Source organism: Romboutsia sp. MSSM.1001216sp_RTP31141st1_G3_RTP31141_220114 (assembly GCF_039031195.1).
Lineage (GTDB): Bacteria > Bacillota > Clostridia > Peptostreptococcales > Peptostreptococcaceae > Romboutsia_C > Romboutsia_C hominis.
In genome coordinates this window covers 60,600-80,467 of the sequence record NZ_JBCIUO010000006.1, presented here as the reverse complement: position 1 = coordinate 80,467, position 19,868 = coordinate 60,600, and the positions used below count along the sequence as shown (strand labels likewise).

The window sequence follows — 19,868 nt, the reverse complement described above, 5'->3', positions numbered from 1 at the left end:
ATCTGAAAGCAATGGATGGAGTAAAATAAAATATAATGGAAAAGTAGCATACGTATCAAGTACATATTTAAGTAAAGAAAATACAACACCAGAAGTACCAAGTAACCCAGGTGAAAGTATAAAAGAAACAAAAGTAGTAAATTATGAATTTTTAAATGTAAGAAGTGGACCATCAACATCTCACTCAAAAATAGGAACACTAAAAAAAGGAGATAAAGTAGGAGTAATATCTGAGAGCAATGGATGGAGTAAAATAAAATACAATGGAAATGTAGCATATGTATCAAGTTCGTACTTAAGTAGTGAAAGTACAACACCAGAAGTGCCAAGTAATCCAGATAATCATACAGTAAAAGTAGTAAACTACGACTTCCTAAACGTAAGAAGTGGTCCATCAACATCTCACTCTAAAATAGGTGTTTTAAGCAAGGGTGATGAAGTAAAAGTAAAAGAAGAAAGTAATGGATGGTCAAAAATAGATTACAGAGGAAGTAATGCATATGTTTCTAGTATGTATTTAAGTAACATAGGTTCTAGTGGAGGAAGTGAAACTCCAGATAATGGTGGAGGAACTGCCAATATAAATGGAGCAACTGTAAATCATATACAACTAGGATATACATTAGAAGATCATGTAGTAGTTCAATTAGAAAGAGCACGTGTAGGTGGAAATGTTATAGATTCATCTATAAAAAGAGGATTTGTTACTGCTAGTAGAGCAGACTTAGAATACTACTTAAACCCAAATAACTTTACAGGTAGTACAAAGGGAATGATGCAGTTTTTAAGAACAGATTCATATAAAGGTGGAGTTACTGCTAGTGAATTAAACTCATATTTAAACTCTTTAAGACCAGCATCTTCAGGAACTAATGTATTTTATAATCAAGGGCAAACTTTTATAAATGCAGCTAAAAGATATGATATAGATTTAGCTTATTTAGTATCTCATGCTATGTGGGAAACAGCTTATGGAAGATCAACTTTAGCACAAGGTCAAACTATAACATCATACAAAGGAAAACCACTACCATCACCAGTTAAGGTTTACAACTTCTTTGGTATAGGTGCAATAGACCATAGTGCAAACGTAAGCGGTGCTGAAGCTGCTTATTCAAATGGTTGGACAAGTGTAGAGGCAACAATTGATGGTTCAGCTAAATGGATAGCTCAAAATTACATAAAAAATACAAAATATAAGCAAAATAACATATTTAAAATGAAATTTAACTATGATTACTCATGGCATCAATATGCAACAGATGTAAACTGGGCAAATGGTATATCAGGAGTAATGGTAAAAATAGTTGGCATGTATGATAAAGGAAGCAATTTAGTATTTGATATTCCAAAATATAGCAGATAAATAAAAAAATACCCTCATCTAAATTAAAAGATGAGGATATTTTTTTATTTATATTAAATTAATGGATAAATACTACATAAAATATGGAAAAAATTAGTTAGAAATTCGTAGTAAATTTAATTTATATATGCTATATTCAAATAGTCTCAAGATATAGGGCTTAGGAGGATATATATGAAAAAGTGGGTTAAAAATAATTTATGGATTTTTGGAATAATTATAGTAATAAGTGCTATTATATTCTTTTTTGGTAATAAAAGAAGCTTAGATACTGAATTTAATAATGGAAGTAAAATAAAAATAGAAAATTTAAGCAAAAATCAGATTGAAAACTTAAGTAAATTATGCAAAGTGTGGGGATTTGCAAAATACTATGACCAAGAAGTTGTATCAGGCAACATAAATTGGGACTATGAATTATTTAGAGTAATGCCAGACATATTAAATGAAAAAAATCCAGATAAGGTAAACAAAATATTATATGATTGGATTAAAAAACAAGGAAATATAAAAGAAAATCCTATTGAAAAATCCGAAACTGAAGAAGTGGCACTTAAAAGAAATATAGACTGGATAAATGACAAAAACTATTTAGGAAAAGACTTAAGTGATTTATTAATTAAGATGTCAAGTACCAATATACTAGATAGAAAGAATGCTTATGTTTCTTTTGATGATGAATCTATTTATTCAAATTTTGAAAATGAAAAGCCATATATAAATATGAAATTTGATGATAGTGGATATAAATTACTTAGTTTATTTAGATATTGGAATATAATTGAATACTACTATCCATATAGAGATATAATAGGAGAAAATTGGGATGAAGTTTTAAAAGAATTTATACCAAAATTTATAAAAGGCAATGATAAATTAGACTATGAACTAAAAATTTCAGAACTTACATCAAAGATACATGATGCACACGCTTGGGTTTTGGATGAAGATAAAACTTTAGATAAATATTGGGGAAATAAGTACGCTCCTGTAGAGTTTACCTTAGTAGATGATAAAATAGTCATTAGTAAGATATTACCTAAGTATGCAAAAGATTGCCAACTTAAAAGAGGTGATATTGTCTTAAAACTAAATGGAGAAGATATAAACAAGATAATAAAAGATAAATCAAAATACATATCACTAACAAGAAAAGAAGCTATAGTGAATTGTTTACAGAAATATCTATTTAGAGCTTCAGATGATAGTGTAAAATTTACCATAGAAAGAGATGGAAAAGAACTAACAAAAAATGTGAAATATTACTCTGACCAAAGTATGTTTGATACAAAGGAGCCATCACACAAAATACTAGATAAAGATATAGTATATATTAATCCAGGTCAATTAGCAGAGGGAGAAATAGATAAAATAATGAAAAAATCTATGGATAAAAAAGGAATAATAGTGGATTTAAGATATTATCCATCGTATCCAATTATGGATAGTTTATCAAATTATCTTTATGAAAAACCTGTAGATTTTGTTAAGATATCATTTGCCGATAGACAAATTCCAGGCGAATTTATAACTTTTGAAAATTTTAAAATGGGAATAGAAAATAAAAATTATTACAAAGGAAAAGTAGTAATACTTATAGATGAACGTAGTCAAAGTCAATCAGAGTATACTACAATGGCACTAAGAAAATCACCAAATGCTACCGTTGTAGGAAGTGATTCAATTGGCTCAGATGGAGATGTAGCTTTTATTCCATTACCAGGAATGGTTAAAACTACTATTAGTGGCCTAGGAATATACAATATTGATGGTTCGCAAACTCAAAGAGTAGGCATTAAACCTAATATCTATGTAAAACCTACTATACAAAGTATTAAAGAAGGAAAAGATGAGATTTTACAAAAAGCAATAGATGTTATAAATAATTAAAATAGTATAAAATTTAATCTATTAAAGAACTATCTATACAGATAGTTCTTTTTTTACATAGTAGATATTATAAATCATAAAATTTGTGGACAATTTATAAAAATAAATTAAAAATTCAATAAAAATTAAAAAATAAGCAACTTTTTAGTGTACATAAGCCGTCTATATATATGTACAAGAAAGGAAGGTTTAAATTATTAATGAAACTGCTAAGCTTAAGCAAAGATTTAAAAGAAAAAAAATTAAAAGACTATATAGTTAAAAACAAAGAGTCATTTTACAAAATAGCTTATAGCTATGTTAAAAATGAATATGATGCCCTAGACATAGTTCATGATGCTATATGTAAAGCTCTTTCTAAAATAAATACATTAAAAGATACGGATAATATAAAGCCATGGTTTTATAAAATACTTATAAATACTACAACAGACTATATAAGGAAAAATAAAAAATACATAGTAGTAAGTGATGATGTTTTAGAAGATTCTAAAATAGATTATGATAAATATAGTGATATAGATCTACTAAGGGCAGTAGATAGCTTAGATGAAATTTATAAAACAGTTATAATACTTAGATACTTTGAAGATATGAAAATAGAGGATATAGCAAAGACATTAGACCAAAATATAAGCACAATAAAAACTAGAATTTATAAGGCTCTTAGTAAGCTTAAAATAAAAATAGACATCAAGAGAGAGGATGGTTAATAATGAAGGATAAAGATAGCTTGAAAATGTTAAAGAAAGATTATGATAATATTAAAATACCAAAAGAATTAGATGATGTAGTAAATGATGCACTAAATAGCAATATAAAATATAGAAAATATCAAAACAAAATGGTAATAGCAGCATCTCTTTTACTTGTTGTTTTAGGCATAAATATTAGCCCAGCATTTGCTCAAACTCTTTCTAAAATACCGATAATAGGAAATTTAGTAAAAATAATAACTATAAAAAATTACAGTATAGATGAAAATGGATATAAGGCATCAATAGATGTTCCAAAAATAAGCGGATTAACAGATAAAAAATTAGAGTATAAATTAAATAGTGAGTTTGAAAAAGAAGGAAAAAAATTATACGAAGATTTCTTAGAAGAAATGGAAATATTAAAATCAGATAAAGTACAAGGGCATAGCTTAGTAGAATCTTGGTATGAAGTATTAACAGATAACGAAGATTTATTTTCAGTAGTAGTTTACACTCATTATGCACAAGGTTCATCAAATACAATAAGAAAATTTTATAATATAGATAAAAAAAATGAAACAGTATTGTCTTTAGAGGGGATGTTTAAAAATAATGACTATATAAATGTTATAAGTCAAAATATAAAAGAACAAATGAGAGACAATATGAAAAAAGATAAGAATAAACATTATTGGATAGATGATGAAATAAAAGAAATGAATTTTAAGTTTATTGATAAAAATCAAGATTTTTATATAAATAAAAATGGTGAACTTGTTATATGCTTTGATAAGTATGACGTAGCGCCAGGGTATATGGGGTTAGTTGAATTTACTATACCTAATAATATAATAAAACCATTACTTAATAAATAGGGGGAAATAGGGGAGATATGAATAAAAAGGTTATTGACATAATGTTTTGTACTGGATGTATAGGGCTTATAATATCTATGTACATAATAATGTCAAAATAATTAATATATTTTAATATTTAGGGAAAATGTCTCAAAATTATTATTTTGAGACATTTTTAATTTAAAAAATATAAGAGTATGTAAAGCTATGCAACTTTTTTTGTATATCGTAAAATAGTATCTATATTATGCTCTCTTACAACACTTTTAAGATTTCCAAAGTTATAAGTAGCAAGTGCATACTCTTTTACCTTGTTAAATATAAACTCTTCATGGCTATTTTTAATGTTTACCATAGATTTAGCATTATTCCAAGCTGTAACTTCTCTATCAATTAGATTTTTCTTTAAAGCAATAAGGTTTTTTTCTAAATCATCAGGAATATTTTCTTTATGGATATTGTTATTACTAACATCTATGTCGTATTCTATTATTTTATCTATTATTGAATATATTATAGCGCTGTATTGTTCCTTAGATTTATATATATTTTTATCTACAATATGACCAATCTCGTGAGATACAACAAACTTAGCAATTAGAGATATAGAATCTTCGCTAATTTCAACACAAACACCATTTGAGTTTACAAAGTTAAAAAAATTATAGCAAAAAGATAAAAAGCTATGTCTAGAAGCAAGTATTGATCTTAGTCTAGGTAAAGCACATATAGGAATATTTTTATATTTAAAATAAAATAAAAATACTCTTTTGTTTAGATTTAGACTATTTAAAGAAGATTTAAATAATTTTTTTTCGCCTAATGTTTTATAATAAGTTGTTATTTTTCTATAATTATTTTCGTTAAAGGTAGCCATATTAACACCGCCTAATTATATAGTCTTTTAATATAATATTAAAATAGGTGCAATTTGTAGCTAATCCAAATTAAAATAGTATATATGGGTATAAATATAGATAACTCTAAAACTTAAAAACTGTGATATAATATATTACTAAGTTTTGAAGGGAGGATGCTATGGAAACTGTTAGTGAATACTTAGATAAACTAGAAATAAACAATAATATATTAAAAAAACAATTAAAAGAAGTTTATATAAACAAAGTAACTTACTTTAAAGAAGACAAAATAGTATATTTTTATTTAAACTCAAAATCTATAATATCCTATGAAGTACTTGATATGTTAAAGGAAGACTTGCACAATAAGCTAGACTACTTTAAAGATATAAAAATAAAAATAAGATATACAGGGCTTGATAGAAAAGCTAATAAAGACATTATAAAAATGTACTGGGTAAATATATTATATATTTTAAAAAGACTTTGCCCATCTATAGCAGGATGGTATAGGCAAGTTGAGTATATGTGTATAGATGATTTACTAAAAATAAAAATTCCAAAAGGAATATTTTATGAAAGACTTATAAAACAAAATGTAGTATATGTATTAAAAAGTGTGTTAAGTGAGGAGTTAGGAATAGATATTAATATAGTCATGGAAAGGGCTATAGATGAAGATGTAAACATTGAAAGAATATTAAGAAAAAGCGATAAAATAATAGAAGATAAGATTAAAGATTTAGAAATACAAGCAACTAATGAACCTAAAGAAGATGAAGAAGAGGCTTATGTTATAAGACCTGAATTTGATGAACATCTAATATATGGTGAAAATGTACATGCTATGGTAGAGAAAATTGAATCTCTTAACCAAGAGTCAGGTACAGTAGCAGTAGTTGGTGATATATTTGATATAGAAATTAAAGAACTTAGAAATGGTAAAATATTATTTATAGCATCTATTACAGATTACACAAGTTCTGTAAGCTGTAAATTATTCTTAAACGATACTAATAAAGATAAAGTCATTGATAATGTTAAAAAAGGTTCACATGTAAAAATAAAAGGTGATGTTATGTATGACACTTACCAAAGAGAACTTACAATGACTATAAGTGGTATAAGAAAAGAAGAAAAAGAAGAGAAAAAAGATTTATCTGAAAATAAAAGAGTTGAACTTCATGCACATACTCAAATGTCATCAATGGATGCACTTTGTTCTACTAAAAAGCTTATAGAAAGAGCTGCAAAATGGGGACACAAAGCAATAGCAATAACTGACCATGGAGTGGTTCAAGCTTTCCCAGAGGCTATGGGTGCAGCTAAGGCTAATGATATAAAAGTATTATATGGTGTAGAAGGATATTTAGTAGAAGACTCAAAAGATATAATAGAAGATGCTAATGATAAAGAACTATCACAAAGCTTTGTGGTATTTGATATAGAAACAACAGGGTTTTCTAATACTAATGATAAAATAACTGAAATAGGTGCAGTTAAAATAGAAAACTTTGAAATAGTAGACAATTTTAGTGAACTTATAAACCCACAAAAAGATATATCATATAAAATCCAAGAACTAACAGGTATAACTAATGATATGGTAAAAGATAAACCAACAATAGAAGAAATACTACCTAAGTTTATGGAGTTTATAGGAGATAGTGTGCTAGTTGCTCACAATGCAGAATTTGATATTGGATTTATAAGAGAAAAATGTAGACAACAAAATATAGAATTTAATAATAAAAGTATAGATACACTTACACTAGCTAGAATATTACTTCCAGATTTAAAAAGGCATAGATTAAATGTAGTAGCAAAAGCACTAGGTGTACCACTTTTAAATCACCATAGAGCTGTAGATGATGCAATAGCTACTGCTTTAATATTTCAAAAGTTTTTAGATATGCTAGTAAAAAAAGGTGCAAATACCTTAAAAGAAGTAAATGAAATATTAGGTAAAGTTGATTATACAAAGCTAGGGACTAATCATATAACTTTACTTGCAAAAGACTACACAGGGCTTAAAAATCTATACAAAATAGTATCAGATGCCCATGTTAATCATTTTTACAGAGCACCAAGAATACTAAAAAGCTTCTTACAAGAACATAGAGAAGGACTTATAATAGGTTCTGCTTGTGAAAATGGACAGGTATATCAAGCAGTAAAGAAAAATGTTGATGATGAAGAAATGGCAAAAATTATAGAATTATATGATTATATAGAAATAATGCCAATAGATAATAATAAATTTATGATTCATAAAGGTGAAGTAGAAGATGAAGAAGAACTAAGAGATTTAAATAGAAAAATGGTAGAGGTAGCCCATAAATTTGGAAAAATACCAGTAGCTACAGGAGATGTTCACTTCTTAGATGAACATGAAGCTGTTCTTAGAAAAATACTTAAATACTCTCAAGGATTTAAAGTAGATGAAGAAGAAACTTATCTTCACTTTAGAACAACAGATGAAATGCTAAGAGAATTTAGCTACTTAGGAGAAGAGCTAGCCTATGAAGTTGTAGTTACTAACACTAATAAAATAGCTGATATGGTAGAAGATATACTACCAATACCAGATGGAACATATCCTCCAGAAATAGAAGGTTCAGATGTAGAACTTAGAGAAATGTGCTACAACAAAGCTAAAAGAATATATGGAGATCCTCTTCCAGAAGTTGTTCAAAATAGACTTGATAGAGAGCTAAACTCTATAATAAAAAATGGATATGCCGTAATGTATATTATCGCCCAAAAGCTAGTTACAAAGTCACTAAGAGATGGATACTTAGTTGGTTCAAGAGGTTCGGTTGGTTCATCAGTAGCAGCAACAATGAGTGATATAACAGAGGTTAATCCACTTCCAGCACATTATATATGTGAAAATGAAGATTGTAAATATTCATATTTCTATGAAATAGGTGAATGGGGTTCTGGAGTAGACTTACCAGATAAGGATTGTCCAAAGTGTGGAAGAAAGCTTAAAAAAGATGGTCATGATATACCATTTGAAGTTTTCCTTGGATTTGAAGGAGATAAAGAGCCAGATATAGACCTTAACTTCTCTGGAGAATACCAGCCAGTAATACACAAATACACAGAAGAACTATTTGGTGAAGGATATGTTTATAGAGCAGGAACAATAGGTACAGTAGCTGAAAAAACAGCATTTGGATACGCTAGAAAATATGTAGAAGAGAATAATATACAAGTACCAACAGCAGAGGTAGTAAGATTATCAAATGGATGTACAGGAGTAAAAAGAACATCAGGACAGCATCCAGGTGGAGTTATGGTTGTACCTCATTACAAGGATGTATATGATTTTACCCCAATACAATACCCTGCTAATGATACAAGCTGTGGAGTAATAACAACACACTTTGACTACCACTCTATAAGTGGTAGAATACTAAAGCTAGATATACTTGGGCACGACGTTCCGACCATAATAAGAATGTTAGAAGATATAACAGGAATAGATGCAACAGAAATACCTTTAGATGACAAAGAAACAATGTCACTATTTACTTCAACAGATGCACTAGGAGTAACACCAGAGGAAATTAACTGTCCTATAGGTTCACTTGCTATACCTGAGTTTGGTACAAAGTTTGTTAGACAAATGCTACTTGATACAAAACCAACAACATTTGCAGAACTAGTACGTATATCAGGATTATCTCATGGTACTGACGTTTGGCTAAACAATGCACAAGAACTTGTTCAAAAGGAAATAGTTGGTCTTAAAGATGTTATATCAACACGTGACGATATAATGAACTACCTTATATTTAAAGGACTTCCACCAAAGATGGCATTCACCATAATGGAAAATGTTAGAAAAGGTAGAGGGCTAAAGCCTGAACATGTTGAGTTAATGGAAGCTAACAACGTACCAGAATGGTATATATGGTCATGTAAACAAATAAAGTACATGTTCCCTAAAGCACATGCCGTAGCATATGTTATGATGTCATTTAGACTAGCATACTGTAAGGTTCATTATCCAGAAGCTTTCTATGCAACTTACTTTACAACAAAGGCAGAAGACTTTGATGCTGATTTAATAGTTAAGGGACTACCTGCAATTAAAGCTAGAATAAATGAAATAGAAAGTTTAGGAAATGACGCAACAACTAAAGAAAAAAATATGCTTACAGTACTTGAAGTTGCACTTGAAATGTATGCAAGAGGTATAAAAATACTTCCAGTTGATATATATAAATCAGATGCAAGTAAATTCCAAGTTGCAGGAGAAAAGATGCTACTTCCTCCAATGATAGCCCTACAAGGGGTTGGGGAAAATGCAGCAATAAATATACAAAAAGAAAGAGAAAATGGAGAATTTATTTCTAAAGAAGACTTAAGAAAGAGAACTAAGATTTCTAAGACCGTTATAGAAACATTAACTAGTCACGGTTCACTTAATAATATGAGTGACGAAAACCAATTATCTTTATTTTAAAAAAAATAGTAATAAAATACATTAAAGCTTAGGTATAACCTAAGCTTTTTTATTTAAAAACTATTTATAATTTATAGTTTAAAAAAAGTACAAATTTAAATAATCCATTTTTTAACAATAAATGTTTTAGATAAAAAATAATAGGGTATATTAAACTCATAGACATTAAGTAACAATCATTGGAGGAATTTTTATGAATAGGAAAGAGTTAAAAGAACTTTCTAAAAGTCAACTAAAGGGTAATTGGAATGTACCAGTATTAGCTATGTTAGCTTATTCAATAGTAATGTTTTTAGTATCATATCTAGATAATAGCGAGTCTTTATTTGTATCATTAATTGGAATAATACTTGCTTTAGTTATAGAATCATGGTTCTTTGTAGCATATCCGAAATTATCTCTAAACCTTATAGAAGATGAAAGCGTTGATTTTAGTGATTTATCAGTATCAAATAAAACTTTCTTTAAATCTTTAGGATTTTCTGTATTAGTAGGTATAATATTAATAATAGTATATATTGTATTAATGTTTAGTTTTGTAGGTGGATTTACAATAACTTTATTAAGCGCAAATGATTTATTTGAAGTTATGGCACCAATGGTAATTGTAGGTATTATATTATGGTTAATATCAATAGTAATTCAATTAGCAATTTCTATGGTACCATTTATACTTGCAGATAAAGAAGAAGTAGGAGTATTTAAATCAATATCTCTTAGTATAAAAATGATGAAAGGTCATAAATGGAGATTATTCGTTATATGGCTAAGCTTTATAGGATGGGCTATATTAAGTATATTAACTTTAGGAATAGGATTTTTATGGTTATCACCATACTTTACTTTAACTATGGCTAACTTCTATAAAGAACTAGATAAAGAATATAACGCTAAACATATAGATTAAAAGTAAAAGGAGCTTAATTTAAGCTCCTTTTTTATTGTAATTTTTATAAATTTATATTGATAATTATGATGAAAAATTCTTGCAAATCGTTTAAAATAGTACATTTAAACAAGGTTAATTTAAGTTAAATAGAAAGCATTTAAAAGAAAATAAAATAAAAAGCTATCTATTATTAATAGCATGTGCTATAATAATACTTGTAGCGATACAAAATCGATACACAAATAAATTAAGAGAGACCTAGAAATAGGTTCACAGGAGTATTTTTTAATGATAAATGGAATAGTAAAATGGTTTAACAATGAAAAAGGATTTGGTTTCATATCAGTAGAAGGTGGAGATGATGTATTCGTACATTTTACAGATATACAAACTGATGGGTTTAAATCATTAGAAGAAGGTCAAAAAGTAAACTTTAATATAGTTAAAGGTGCTAGAGGTCCTCAAGCGGAGAATGTAACTATATTATAATATATATATATGTTCGGAAAAAGACACATTATGTGTCTTTTTTATTGTAATTAAATATTAGTAAAAACATATAAATAAATTTTTACACAGTTAGTTTATATAATATGTTAAAAAACATCTGTTTTAGTGGACATTTATAAAAATTACAAGTACTGTTATAATTAGATTAACAATAGTTATCTGATTTAAAGTATGTATTTAGTTTCATTAAGGGGGATAATTTATGAATTTAACTATAAAGAGAAATATATGTATTTTGATGGGTATTTTATTAGTTACTATTATCAAAATTGATATAATGATTCCGAATATTAATATTTTATTGGCAATAGGTTGTTTTTATAAAGCATATAAGGTTAATAAATTACTAAAAAATAAAGAGAACAAGTCTATTTAGGATAATTAATGTTAATATATTATTCTATTTTATATGTTTAGTGAAACATATTTTTTCGCGAACATATTTAATTTAGTTAATGATATATCTAAACGTATTTGTAATATACTTAAAATTGTACATGAAATTAAAATGACCTATTTATAGGTCATTTTTTATTATATTTTTTAAAATTTAGACTAGCAAATCTTAGAACTATTGGTCATACATTTGAATATATATATATTGAAAGTAAAAGTTTAAGGAGGGATGAGATTTTGACTAGAGTAGAATTAAAACAACTTTCTAAGAGTCAACTTAAAGGCAATTGGAAAACCCCAGTATTAGTCATGTTAGTATATACCATAGCAACCATGGCTCTTTCTTTTATGTCTGAATTTTCAAGTTCAATGGGTATATACTTAATTAGTACAATATTTTTAATTGGATTAGCAATATGGTTTTCTGTAGGATTTGCTAATTTCTTTTTAAGATTTAGCGAAACTGATGGAAAAGCTAAGTTTGATGACTTATTAGTATCTAAAAAATCAATATTAAAATCATTAGGATTATTTGCTTTAATGTTTGTTATAGGAATTGTATTAGGTATTATAATAGTTTTTGCCACATCATCTATGATAGTTTTTAGTAAAAGTGTATCTACTGGTATGATAGTAGGAGCATTAATAGTTGGAGTAGTATTATCTATACCTATTGTTATACTTGAATTAGCTTTAGCTATGACACCATATATCTTTGTTGATAAAGAAGAACTTGGTTTAATTGATTCAATAAGACTTAGTATAAAAATGATGAAAGGTAATAAATGGAACCTATTTGTTATAAACCTAAGTTTTATAGGATGGGCACTTTTATGTATTCTTACTTTAGGTATAGGATATTTATGGTTAGGGCCATATATACAATTAACTATTACCAACTTTTATATAGATTTAGATAATAATTTTAATAAAGTATCAATTTAAAAATAAAAAGGCTGACTTTAATCAGCCTTTTTATTTTATATAAAGTAAAAAACTATATTAAAATAATATAGTTAGATGTGTGATAAAATAAATTAATAATAAAGGAAAGTTTTGGAGGAGATTATTTTGATATTTACTATAGGACAAGTGGCTAAAATGTATAACATAAGTCATGACACACTAAGATATTACGATAAAATAGACCTATTAAAGCCAAGTTTAAAAAAGATAATGGATACAGATATTACACAATAAGGGAAATAGAATTACTTGAGATAATATTAGTAGCAAAGCAACTAGAAATACCAATAAAAGACATAAAAGATATTATAAAAAAGGAAGATGAAAGTAGTTACATAGAATTATTTAAAAATCACAAAAAGTTGTTAGAAGAAAAAATAGAGTATTTGACAAAATTAAAGGATGAAGTACAACACTCTATAGATGCAACAACTCAAATGAAAAACTTTTCTAATAAGGAAAAAGAAAAATTTGAAAATGTATATATAGAAAAGGATATTATATATTTTAATCAAAATGATTATAACCACTTTGGAAAATTTTTAAATAAAAAAAATCTAATATTAAAAATAGATAATATTGATAATAAAAATATATTTTTTAATGAAAATATAATTGGGTTTGAACTAGATAATGAAGCCATTAGTAATGATGCAAAATACGAAAAAATTAAATATAGAGGAAATTATATTTTATTAACTCGAAAAGATACTGCATCTAACATAGAAAAGTTTATAGAAGAATGTATAGAAGAAATTTATAAATATAAAAAAATAGAAAAAAATATAAATGTATTTATGGAATGTTTATTTACACTATTAAAAAAGAGTAAAAAAAATATATACTTCGTAAAAATATATATAGAAAATATTAGATAAAGTCTTGACTATTGAGTTGGTCAAGACTTTATTATTATACAAAGAAAGTAATTCATATATAGTTTATCTTGTATTAACAAATATAAAAATTGATAGATTAGGAGGGGATAATATGCAAGAGAATATATTAGGTAGTGAAAAAATACCTAGATTATTTATAAAATATTCTATACCAGCTATAATAGCTATGGTAATTACAGGCATGCAGGCAGTTGTAGATGGAATATTTGTAGGAAATGTACTAGGACCAAACGCAATGGCTAGTGTGAATATAGCAGCACCATTTATGCAAGTTATAATAGCTTTATCTATGATAATGAGTATAGGATCACAAAGTTATATGGGGCTTAGTTTAGGAGATGGTAATGTAGCTAAGACACAAAATATATTTAAGACAGCTATGATATTTATATTAGTTTTTGGATTTGGTATAACGGTAGTTGGATTTACAATGAACTCACAAATAGCATATATATTAGGTGCTAGTGATATATTATTAAAAGATGTTTCTTTATATATCAAGACACTTTCAGTATTTACAATACCAATGTCTTTAATGTTTTTATTTGGTTTTTCAGGAAGAATAATGGAAAAACCTCAACTTTACTTTTATGGTTCTATATTAAGTTTATTTGCAAATATAACATTAAACTATACATTAATATATAAGTTAAAACTTGGAATTGTAGGAGCTGCAACTGCTACAGGGTTAGCATACTCTTTAGCATTTTTAGTTGTAGTATGGCCTGCATTAAATAAGAAAAACATAATAAACGTATTTGTTGGAAAGTTTGATAAGTCTGTAATATTTCCAGTAATTTATAATGGTTCATCAGAAGGAATAAATTCAATAGCTACAGCCACTAGTGCATATTTATTTAATATGGCATTTATGAACATAGCAGGAGAGAGCGGTGTAGCAGCTTTTACTGCTATAAATTATGTAGCTCAATTTGGCATACTTTCAATGTTTGGTATATCTGATGGTATAGGGCCTATAGTTAGCTACAATTATGGAAGTAAGAAATTTGATAGAGTAAAAGCTATAATGAAATTATCTGACAAAGTTATAATAACTATAGGAATAATAATATTTACTTCATTATTCTTCTTTGGAAGAAATTTAGTTAATATATTTGTAAATGGAAATGAAGAAATATTAAATATAGCATCTGTAGGAGCAAAGATATATGCATTTGCATTCTTTATAAATGGATTTAATATAGTTAATTCTGGATACTTTACAGCTATAGGATATGCTAAAGAATCAGTAATAGTAGCTTCATGTAGAGGTTTAATATTTATAATTATAGGTATATTTACATTACCTACTATATTTGGAATAAATGGTATATGGATGAGTGTACCTTTTGCAGAACTAATTACTTTGTTTATTGGAATTAAACTTATGAAAAAATCATATAAAGTTATGAACAAAAACTATGAGGTAAGTATTAACGGTGCTTAGAAAAATAAATAGAAAATATAAACCCTTGTAAATTACAAGGGCTTTTTTACGCTTAAAGAAATTATATTTAATACAAAAATTGTGTATAAATTATTAAATATAGGTATATCAATACACTAGGTTTTGAGCGTAAAAAAGATTTTTGAGCAATGGACGAAGTCGTTGGCGACATGAACGAAGTGAATTTTTTATTAGAAATAAACAAACTAAAGCTAAAAAGGTGGGGTAAGAAAAAACGACGTGGGGTATAACTCATTCATATAAATTCGATAGTATTTTGTAATTAGATTTTAACCATATATAGTAAAAATTAATATATTATAAATATAATAAGAACTTTAAAGATATTAAAATAAAATAATTATTTAGAGATATAAAAAGGGAATATATTTAACAACTATAATCTTTTATAATGATTAATAAAAATAGGGGGGATATGGTGGAAATAAAATATACAAATAATCGTGAAGATTATATTAAGGGGTATGAAAAAAGTAGAAAGTATGCTTTAAGAAAAGATGTATTCACACTTACATTAACTATGCTAACACTAATGGGAATTACTTTTTTCTTTATCAATGAAATGTCTAGCTTTTATAATATAGAAATTACATTATACATAGCTGTAATATCAATTCTAGCAACAATGACTATAATAACAACAATACTTCTGAACATAATGTCTAAAAAAAACATACAAAAATTAATTGATAAGCTAATAGAAGCAAGAAATAGTACAATAGGTCCTAAATTGATAGAAGTAAAGAATGATATTATTATACATAAAGGTGAAAAATCATATTGTGAATACAATATAAAAGCTATTGATAATATTTATGAAGAGGATAATGTATTAGTTATTTGTATACAAAAGATAAATCCTATAATACTACTACCTTTAAATTCCTTTGAAAGTAAAGAGGTAAAAAATCAATTTATCAATATGATAAAACAAAAAAGTGAATATTTAAGGTAGGTGGAATATGAAAAAGAGTATAAAACTTATAGTAATTATAATATCAATAATCATTATAGCGTGTTTATTTAGGGTAGGCTATACAATATATAAAAAGCAAGAAATGGATAGCTTAATAGATGTTACAAATAATTTTTTTAATGAATATATAAAAAAAGGTGAAGCCTCATACGAAGAAAAAGGGATGAAAGCAGTTTACACAAATAAAGAAACAGTAATAGTAGCAGGAGATAAAAATGAGTTTATGGCAATGGTTTACTTTGATGTAGAGGTAGATGTAAATGATGAAAAAGATTTTACATCATCACATCATAAAATGAGAATCAAAAAAGATAATAATGGAAATTACACATTAATTGATGAAGGCAATATGGTAGATAGCAATGGTTTAAAAGTTGTTAATTACTCAAATAAACAAAAACAAAAAGAGGAATTAAGTGAAATAAAAGAAGAAATAGATACAAATGAAACTAAAAAAATATTAGGAATATATTATCAAATGACTTCAAATGGTCTGCAATTAAGCTATGATAAAAAGAAAAATTGGGTGAGTGTACCAATACCTAATGAATATTTGATGTCGATTTTTGATTTTGATAATAATAAATTAAAAGAAAACACTTACTATATAAGTCATAAAAAAACAGCCTTTATATCTAATTTTAACTCAGATATATTAATTATTGTTACAGATGATAAGGGGAAAACTTGGAATGAAATAAAATTAGAGGATGCTTACCAAGGTGGAGAATTATTTATAGGATTTAGTAGTCAAGACATAGGATATTGTGTCATAACTACTGATGTTGCTATGGGTAAGCAATATAGCTATATATACATAACTAATGATGGTGGTAAAACTTATAAGGAAATTGGAAATACAAATGAAGTTTATCCAAGAATAATTACAGGAGTAGGATTTTTAGATGAGAATATAGGCTTTGTTGGATTTAGGTATGAAAGTGATAACAACCCAACTGTATATAGAACTGAAGATTCAGGTAGTACTTGGGAAAAGCTCGATATAAAACTTCCTGATGAGTATATAGGTGACTATGCAACTCCTCTTAATCTTAAATTTGAAAATGATATTATAATGCTTCCTGTAAAACTTAGAGATAGTGATAAAGTAATAAATTTTATATCTACAGATAAAGGTTTGACTTTTAAATATAGTGAAAATATACAAAGATAGTATTTAATAAATGTAATATATTACGAACTTATCTATGCAAAGTATAAAAATAACTGTATCTTATAGCGAAAATATTGAATTTGCTAAGATACGGTTATTTTTATATGCTATTTATCACAAAGTTAGTTAGCATAGTCTAAAATTTAAATCAGAAAATAGAAATAATAATTATGATAATTCTATAAGAGGAATAAAGATTAAAGAAATTAATTTTAAATCAAGAATAAAGATAATGGGCTTAATATCATGTGCAGGAAGTGTATTTTATTATTATCTATTACAGGGCTAATATTAAGTATAGAAGGTTTGTTTATTTGTTCACTTTTAATATATTTGGCTTGTAAAGTTATTGGAAATAAACAAACCAAAGCCAAAAAAGTGGGGGTAAGAAAAAACGACGTGGGGTATAACTTATGTAAATAAATTAGAAATTATTTTGTAATCAAATCTTTACCATATATAATTAAAATTAATATATCATATATATGATAAAGATTATGGAGGGGTTATGTGGAGTATATATACAAATTTATAGAGTTTGCAGAAGAAAGTGGTATGATAAATTTAATATTTTGGGGAGCTATAATAGCATATCTAATACATATATATTATAAAAAAGAAGAAAATGAAAAATACCTAGCTTTAAAATTAGTAGGATTTTTTATACTTGGGGGATTTAGATTAGAATTTGCATTTAACTGGTATCCAATAATAATACCAGCAGGATTTTTATTATATTGGTTTTTATTAAAAAACAAAGAAAGACCAAATAGTATTATAAAGAAAAAAGCAACAATATTAGGAGTTTTAATGTTATATTCAACTATATTAAGTAATGTCATATATGATGTAGCAGAGTATAGAGATATAAAATTTGATATAAAAAATATATCTATGGATACATTAAAAGAAGACTATGAAAAAATAAAAAATGAATTAGGATTATCATTGGACACAGATATATTAAATTTTGAAGTAAAATATGACAATAATAAAAAAATAAAATTACTAGATATGTATATAGAGGATAAAGTAAATAACAAACTTGTAAGTATAGGAATATATAATGGTGATTATTCTGTAAAACAAAGCAAAATAAGCAACAAAGGTCAGATTGTAGAGCATGAATTTAACACGACAACTGAAGAACTATTAGAAACTATAGATAATATAGAGTTAAAAAAATATGATAAAGCAGATATTTACACTATAAGATATGAAAATGATTTAAGTCATATAGAAAATGAAAAAGCACATATAGTTAATTTAGCGGATTATTCAACTAATAAACTATATCCTAATAATAAAATAAACTATGCTAGTGGTATTATGTATATTCCTATGGAAAAAGTAAGTAAAGGCTCATGGAGTGACATAGATTATAAATATTATCTAACAAACTATGAAATATCTTCTAATGAAGAAGATTATGAGGATTTAGAAATAACTATAAAAAATATAAATAATAATAAAAGTGTATTAATAGATGATATATATGAAAAATACAAATTAATGGAAGACCTTAATTCTATACATATAACTAGATGGCATGGAGAAAATGATATAGATTTAGAGCCAGACTTATTTATAAAAGATAATGAAGGAAATAGATTAGGATTATGTAGTAAAGATAAAGGCTTTGCCAGAAGGGATATAGGAGAGACTAGTGTATGGTATATAGTTCCTAGTGATTTATACGAAAAAATAAATATATATACAATGAAATAATAATTATGATAATTCTATATGAATATGAATTTTGATAAAAAGGAGGGGATTTAGTGGATTTATATGTAAATAGCCTAACTAATAAACAACTTAATAAAACTAAAATTTGTATTTCGTTTGATTTGGCAGCAAATGAATCACCATATTACGAGATGGCTTACAGTGAAAATGAAGAATTAAATTTTAGGCCAGAATATATGGATTTGTGTGCTAAATCAGCACAAAATATATGGGATAAGTGTAATTTTTCAAATGATTTGACTGTTTTATTTGAAGATAAATATAATACTTATCATAAAGGAGAAAAGGAGTTTATAGAAAATTGCTTAAATTCACCAACTTGTTTTGTTTATTCTTTTGAATGGAACGATGAAGGTGAAAAATTTAAGGCAACACGATATATCTGGGTTACTAACAAAATAGATAGTAAATCACTCTTTAGGAAAATAATTCTTTCTGATATAGGTGAAGATACAGTTTTAGATGGTGCAGTATATATTATAGACAATAAAACTAAAAATGTATTCTTTTTATATGATGATAGAGGCGTTGATATTTATTCTAATGATGAAAAATTTATATATAAAATGAAGAATTATTATTTATAATGTAATATTGATTAGTGTAAAATTAATAACTCTATCTTAGTATATATTGAAATAACTATGATAGAGTTATTTTTATTTGATATTTATCATAAAGTTGGCTAACATA

General features: G+C 26.3%; 17 protein-coding genes. 16 read left to right on the top strand and 1 reads right to left on the bottom strand.

All coding sequences use genetic code 11. The annotated features are described in order from the left end of the window. The 4 genes from ABCP60_RS10425 to ABCP60_RS10410 form a co-directional block, all read left to right on the top strand. A partial coding sequence (locus ABCP60_RS10425; protein ID WP_343101722.1) for an SH3 domain-containing protein occupies positions 1 to 1,366 on the top strand: 1,366 nt, incomplete at its 5' end. A 174-nt stretch (positions 1,367 to 1,540) separates the two neighbouring features. After that, complete coding sequence (locus ABCP60_RS10420; protein WP_343101721.1) at positions 1,541 to 3,256, top strand: S41 family peptidase; 1,716 nt, start codon at positions 1,541 to 1,543, stop codon at positions 3,254 to 3,256. 200 nt (positions 3,257 to 3,456) lie between these two features. Continuing rightward, a complete protein-coding gene (locus ABCP60_RS10415) occupies positions 3,457 to 3,969 on the top strand; it encodes a sigma-70 family RNA polymerase sigma factor (protein WP_195581309.1) in 513 nt (170 codons plus the stop codon). A 2-nt stretch (positions 3,970 to 3,971) separates the two neighbouring features. Next, positions 3,972 to 4,829, top strand: coding sequence for an anti-sigma-V factor rsiV (locus ABCP60_RS10410; protein ID WP_092924721.1), 858 nt, complete (start codon positions 3,972 to 3,974; stop codon positions 4,827 to 4,829). 187 nt (positions 4,830 to 5,016) lie between these two features. Here ABCP60_RS10410 and ABCP60_RS10405 read toward each other — a convergent pair whose 3' ends face one another. Then, positions 5,017 to 5,688: a hypothetical protein gene (locus ABCP60_RS10405; RefSeq protein ID WP_092924723.1), complete on the bottom strand. Its 672-nt coding sequence runs from the start codon at positions 5,686 to 5,688 to the stop codon at positions 5,017 to 5,019. A gap of 161 nt (positions 5,689 to 5,849) precedes the next feature. Here ABCP60_RS10405 and ABCP60_RS10400 point away from each other — a divergent pair, with 161 nt between their 5' ends. From ABCP60_RS10400 to ABCP60_RS10345, 12 genes are all read left to right on the top strand, one after another. Further along, complete coding sequence (locus tag ABCP60_RS10400; RefSeq protein WP_343101720.1) at positions 5,850 to 10,148, top strand: PolC-type DNA polymerase III; 4,299 nt, start codon at positions 5,850 to 5,852, stop codon at positions 10,146 to 10,148. 193 nt (positions 10,149 to 10,341) lie between these two features. Continuing rightward, complete coding sequence (locus ABCP60_RS10395; RefSeq protein WP_092924727.1) at positions 10,342 to 11,055, top strand: DUF975 family protein; 714 nt, start codon at positions 10,342 to 10,344, stop codon at positions 11,053 to 11,055. A 270-nt stretch (positions 11,056 to 11,325) separates the two neighbouring features. Beyond that, entirely contained in the window at positions 11,326 to 11,526 is a 201-nt protein-coding gene (locus tag ABCP60_RS10390; protein ID WP_343101719.1) for a cold-shock protein, read from the top strand. 223 nt (positions 11,527 to 11,749) lie between these two features. Further along, a complete protein-coding gene (locus tag ABCP60_RS10385) occupies positions 11,750 to 11,923 on the top strand; it encodes a hypothetical protein (RefSeq protein WP_166505783.1) in 174 nt (57 codons plus the stop codon). A 257-nt stretch (positions 11,924 to 12,180) separates the two neighbouring features. Next, on the top strand, positions 12,181 to 12,888 hold the full coding sequence (locus ABCP60_RS10380; protein WP_176698654.1) for a DUF975 family protein: 708 nt from the start codon (positions 12,181 to 12,183) through the stop codon (positions 12,886 to 12,888). A 126-nt stretch (positions 12,889 to 13,014) separates the two neighbouring features. After that, positions 13,015 to 13,143 (top strand): MerR family DNA-binding transcriptional regulator, encoded by a 129-nt coding sequence (locus tag ABCP60_RS10375; RefSeq protein WP_092924733.1) that lies wholly within the window; start codon positions 13,015 to 13,017, stop codon positions 13,141 to 13,143. Between the two features lie 152 nt (positions 13,144 to 13,295). Next, positions 13,296 to 13,787: a hypothetical protein gene (locus ABCP60_RS10370; protein ID WP_343101718.1), complete on the top strand. Its 492-nt coding sequence runs from the start codon at positions 13,296 to 13,298 to the stop codon at positions 13,785 to 13,787. A 112-nt stretch (positions 13,788 to 13,899) separates the two neighbouring features. Further along, a complete protein-coding gene (locus ABCP60_RS10365) occupies positions 13,900 to 15,255 on the top strand; it encodes an MATE family efflux transporter (RefSeq protein WP_343101717.1) in 1,356 nt (451 codons plus the stop codon). Between the two features lie 439 nt (positions 15,256 to 15,694). Continuing rightward, the gene (locus tag ABCP60_RS10360) at positions 15,695 to 16,231 is read left to right on the top strand and encodes a hypothetical protein (protein WP_343101716.1); all 537 of its coding nucleotides are present in this window, start codon (positions 15,695 to 15,697) and stop codon (positions 16,229 to 16,231) included. A 7-nt stretch (positions 16,232 to 16,238) separates the two neighbouring features. Further along, positions 16,239 to 17,426, top strand: coding sequence for a hypothetical protein (locus tag ABCP60_RS10355; protein WP_343101715.1), 1,188 nt, complete (start codon positions 16,239 to 16,241; stop codon positions 17,424 to 17,426). 510 nt (positions 17,427 to 17,936) lie between these two features. Next, the gene (locus tag ABCP60_RS10350) at positions 17,937 to 19,154 is read left to right on the top strand and encodes a hypothetical protein (protein WP_343101714.1); all 1,218 of its coding nucleotides are present in this window, start codon (positions 17,937 to 17,939) and stop codon (positions 19,152 to 19,154) included. A 53-nt stretch (positions 19,155 to 19,207) separates the two neighbouring features. Beyond that, positions 19,208 to 19,762: a hypothetical protein gene (locus ABCP60_RS10345; protein WP_343101713.1), complete on the top strand. Its 555-nt coding sequence runs from the start codon at positions 19,208 to 19,210 to the stop codon at positions 19,760 to 19,762. Positions 19,763 to 19,868 lie beyond the last annotated feature (106 nt).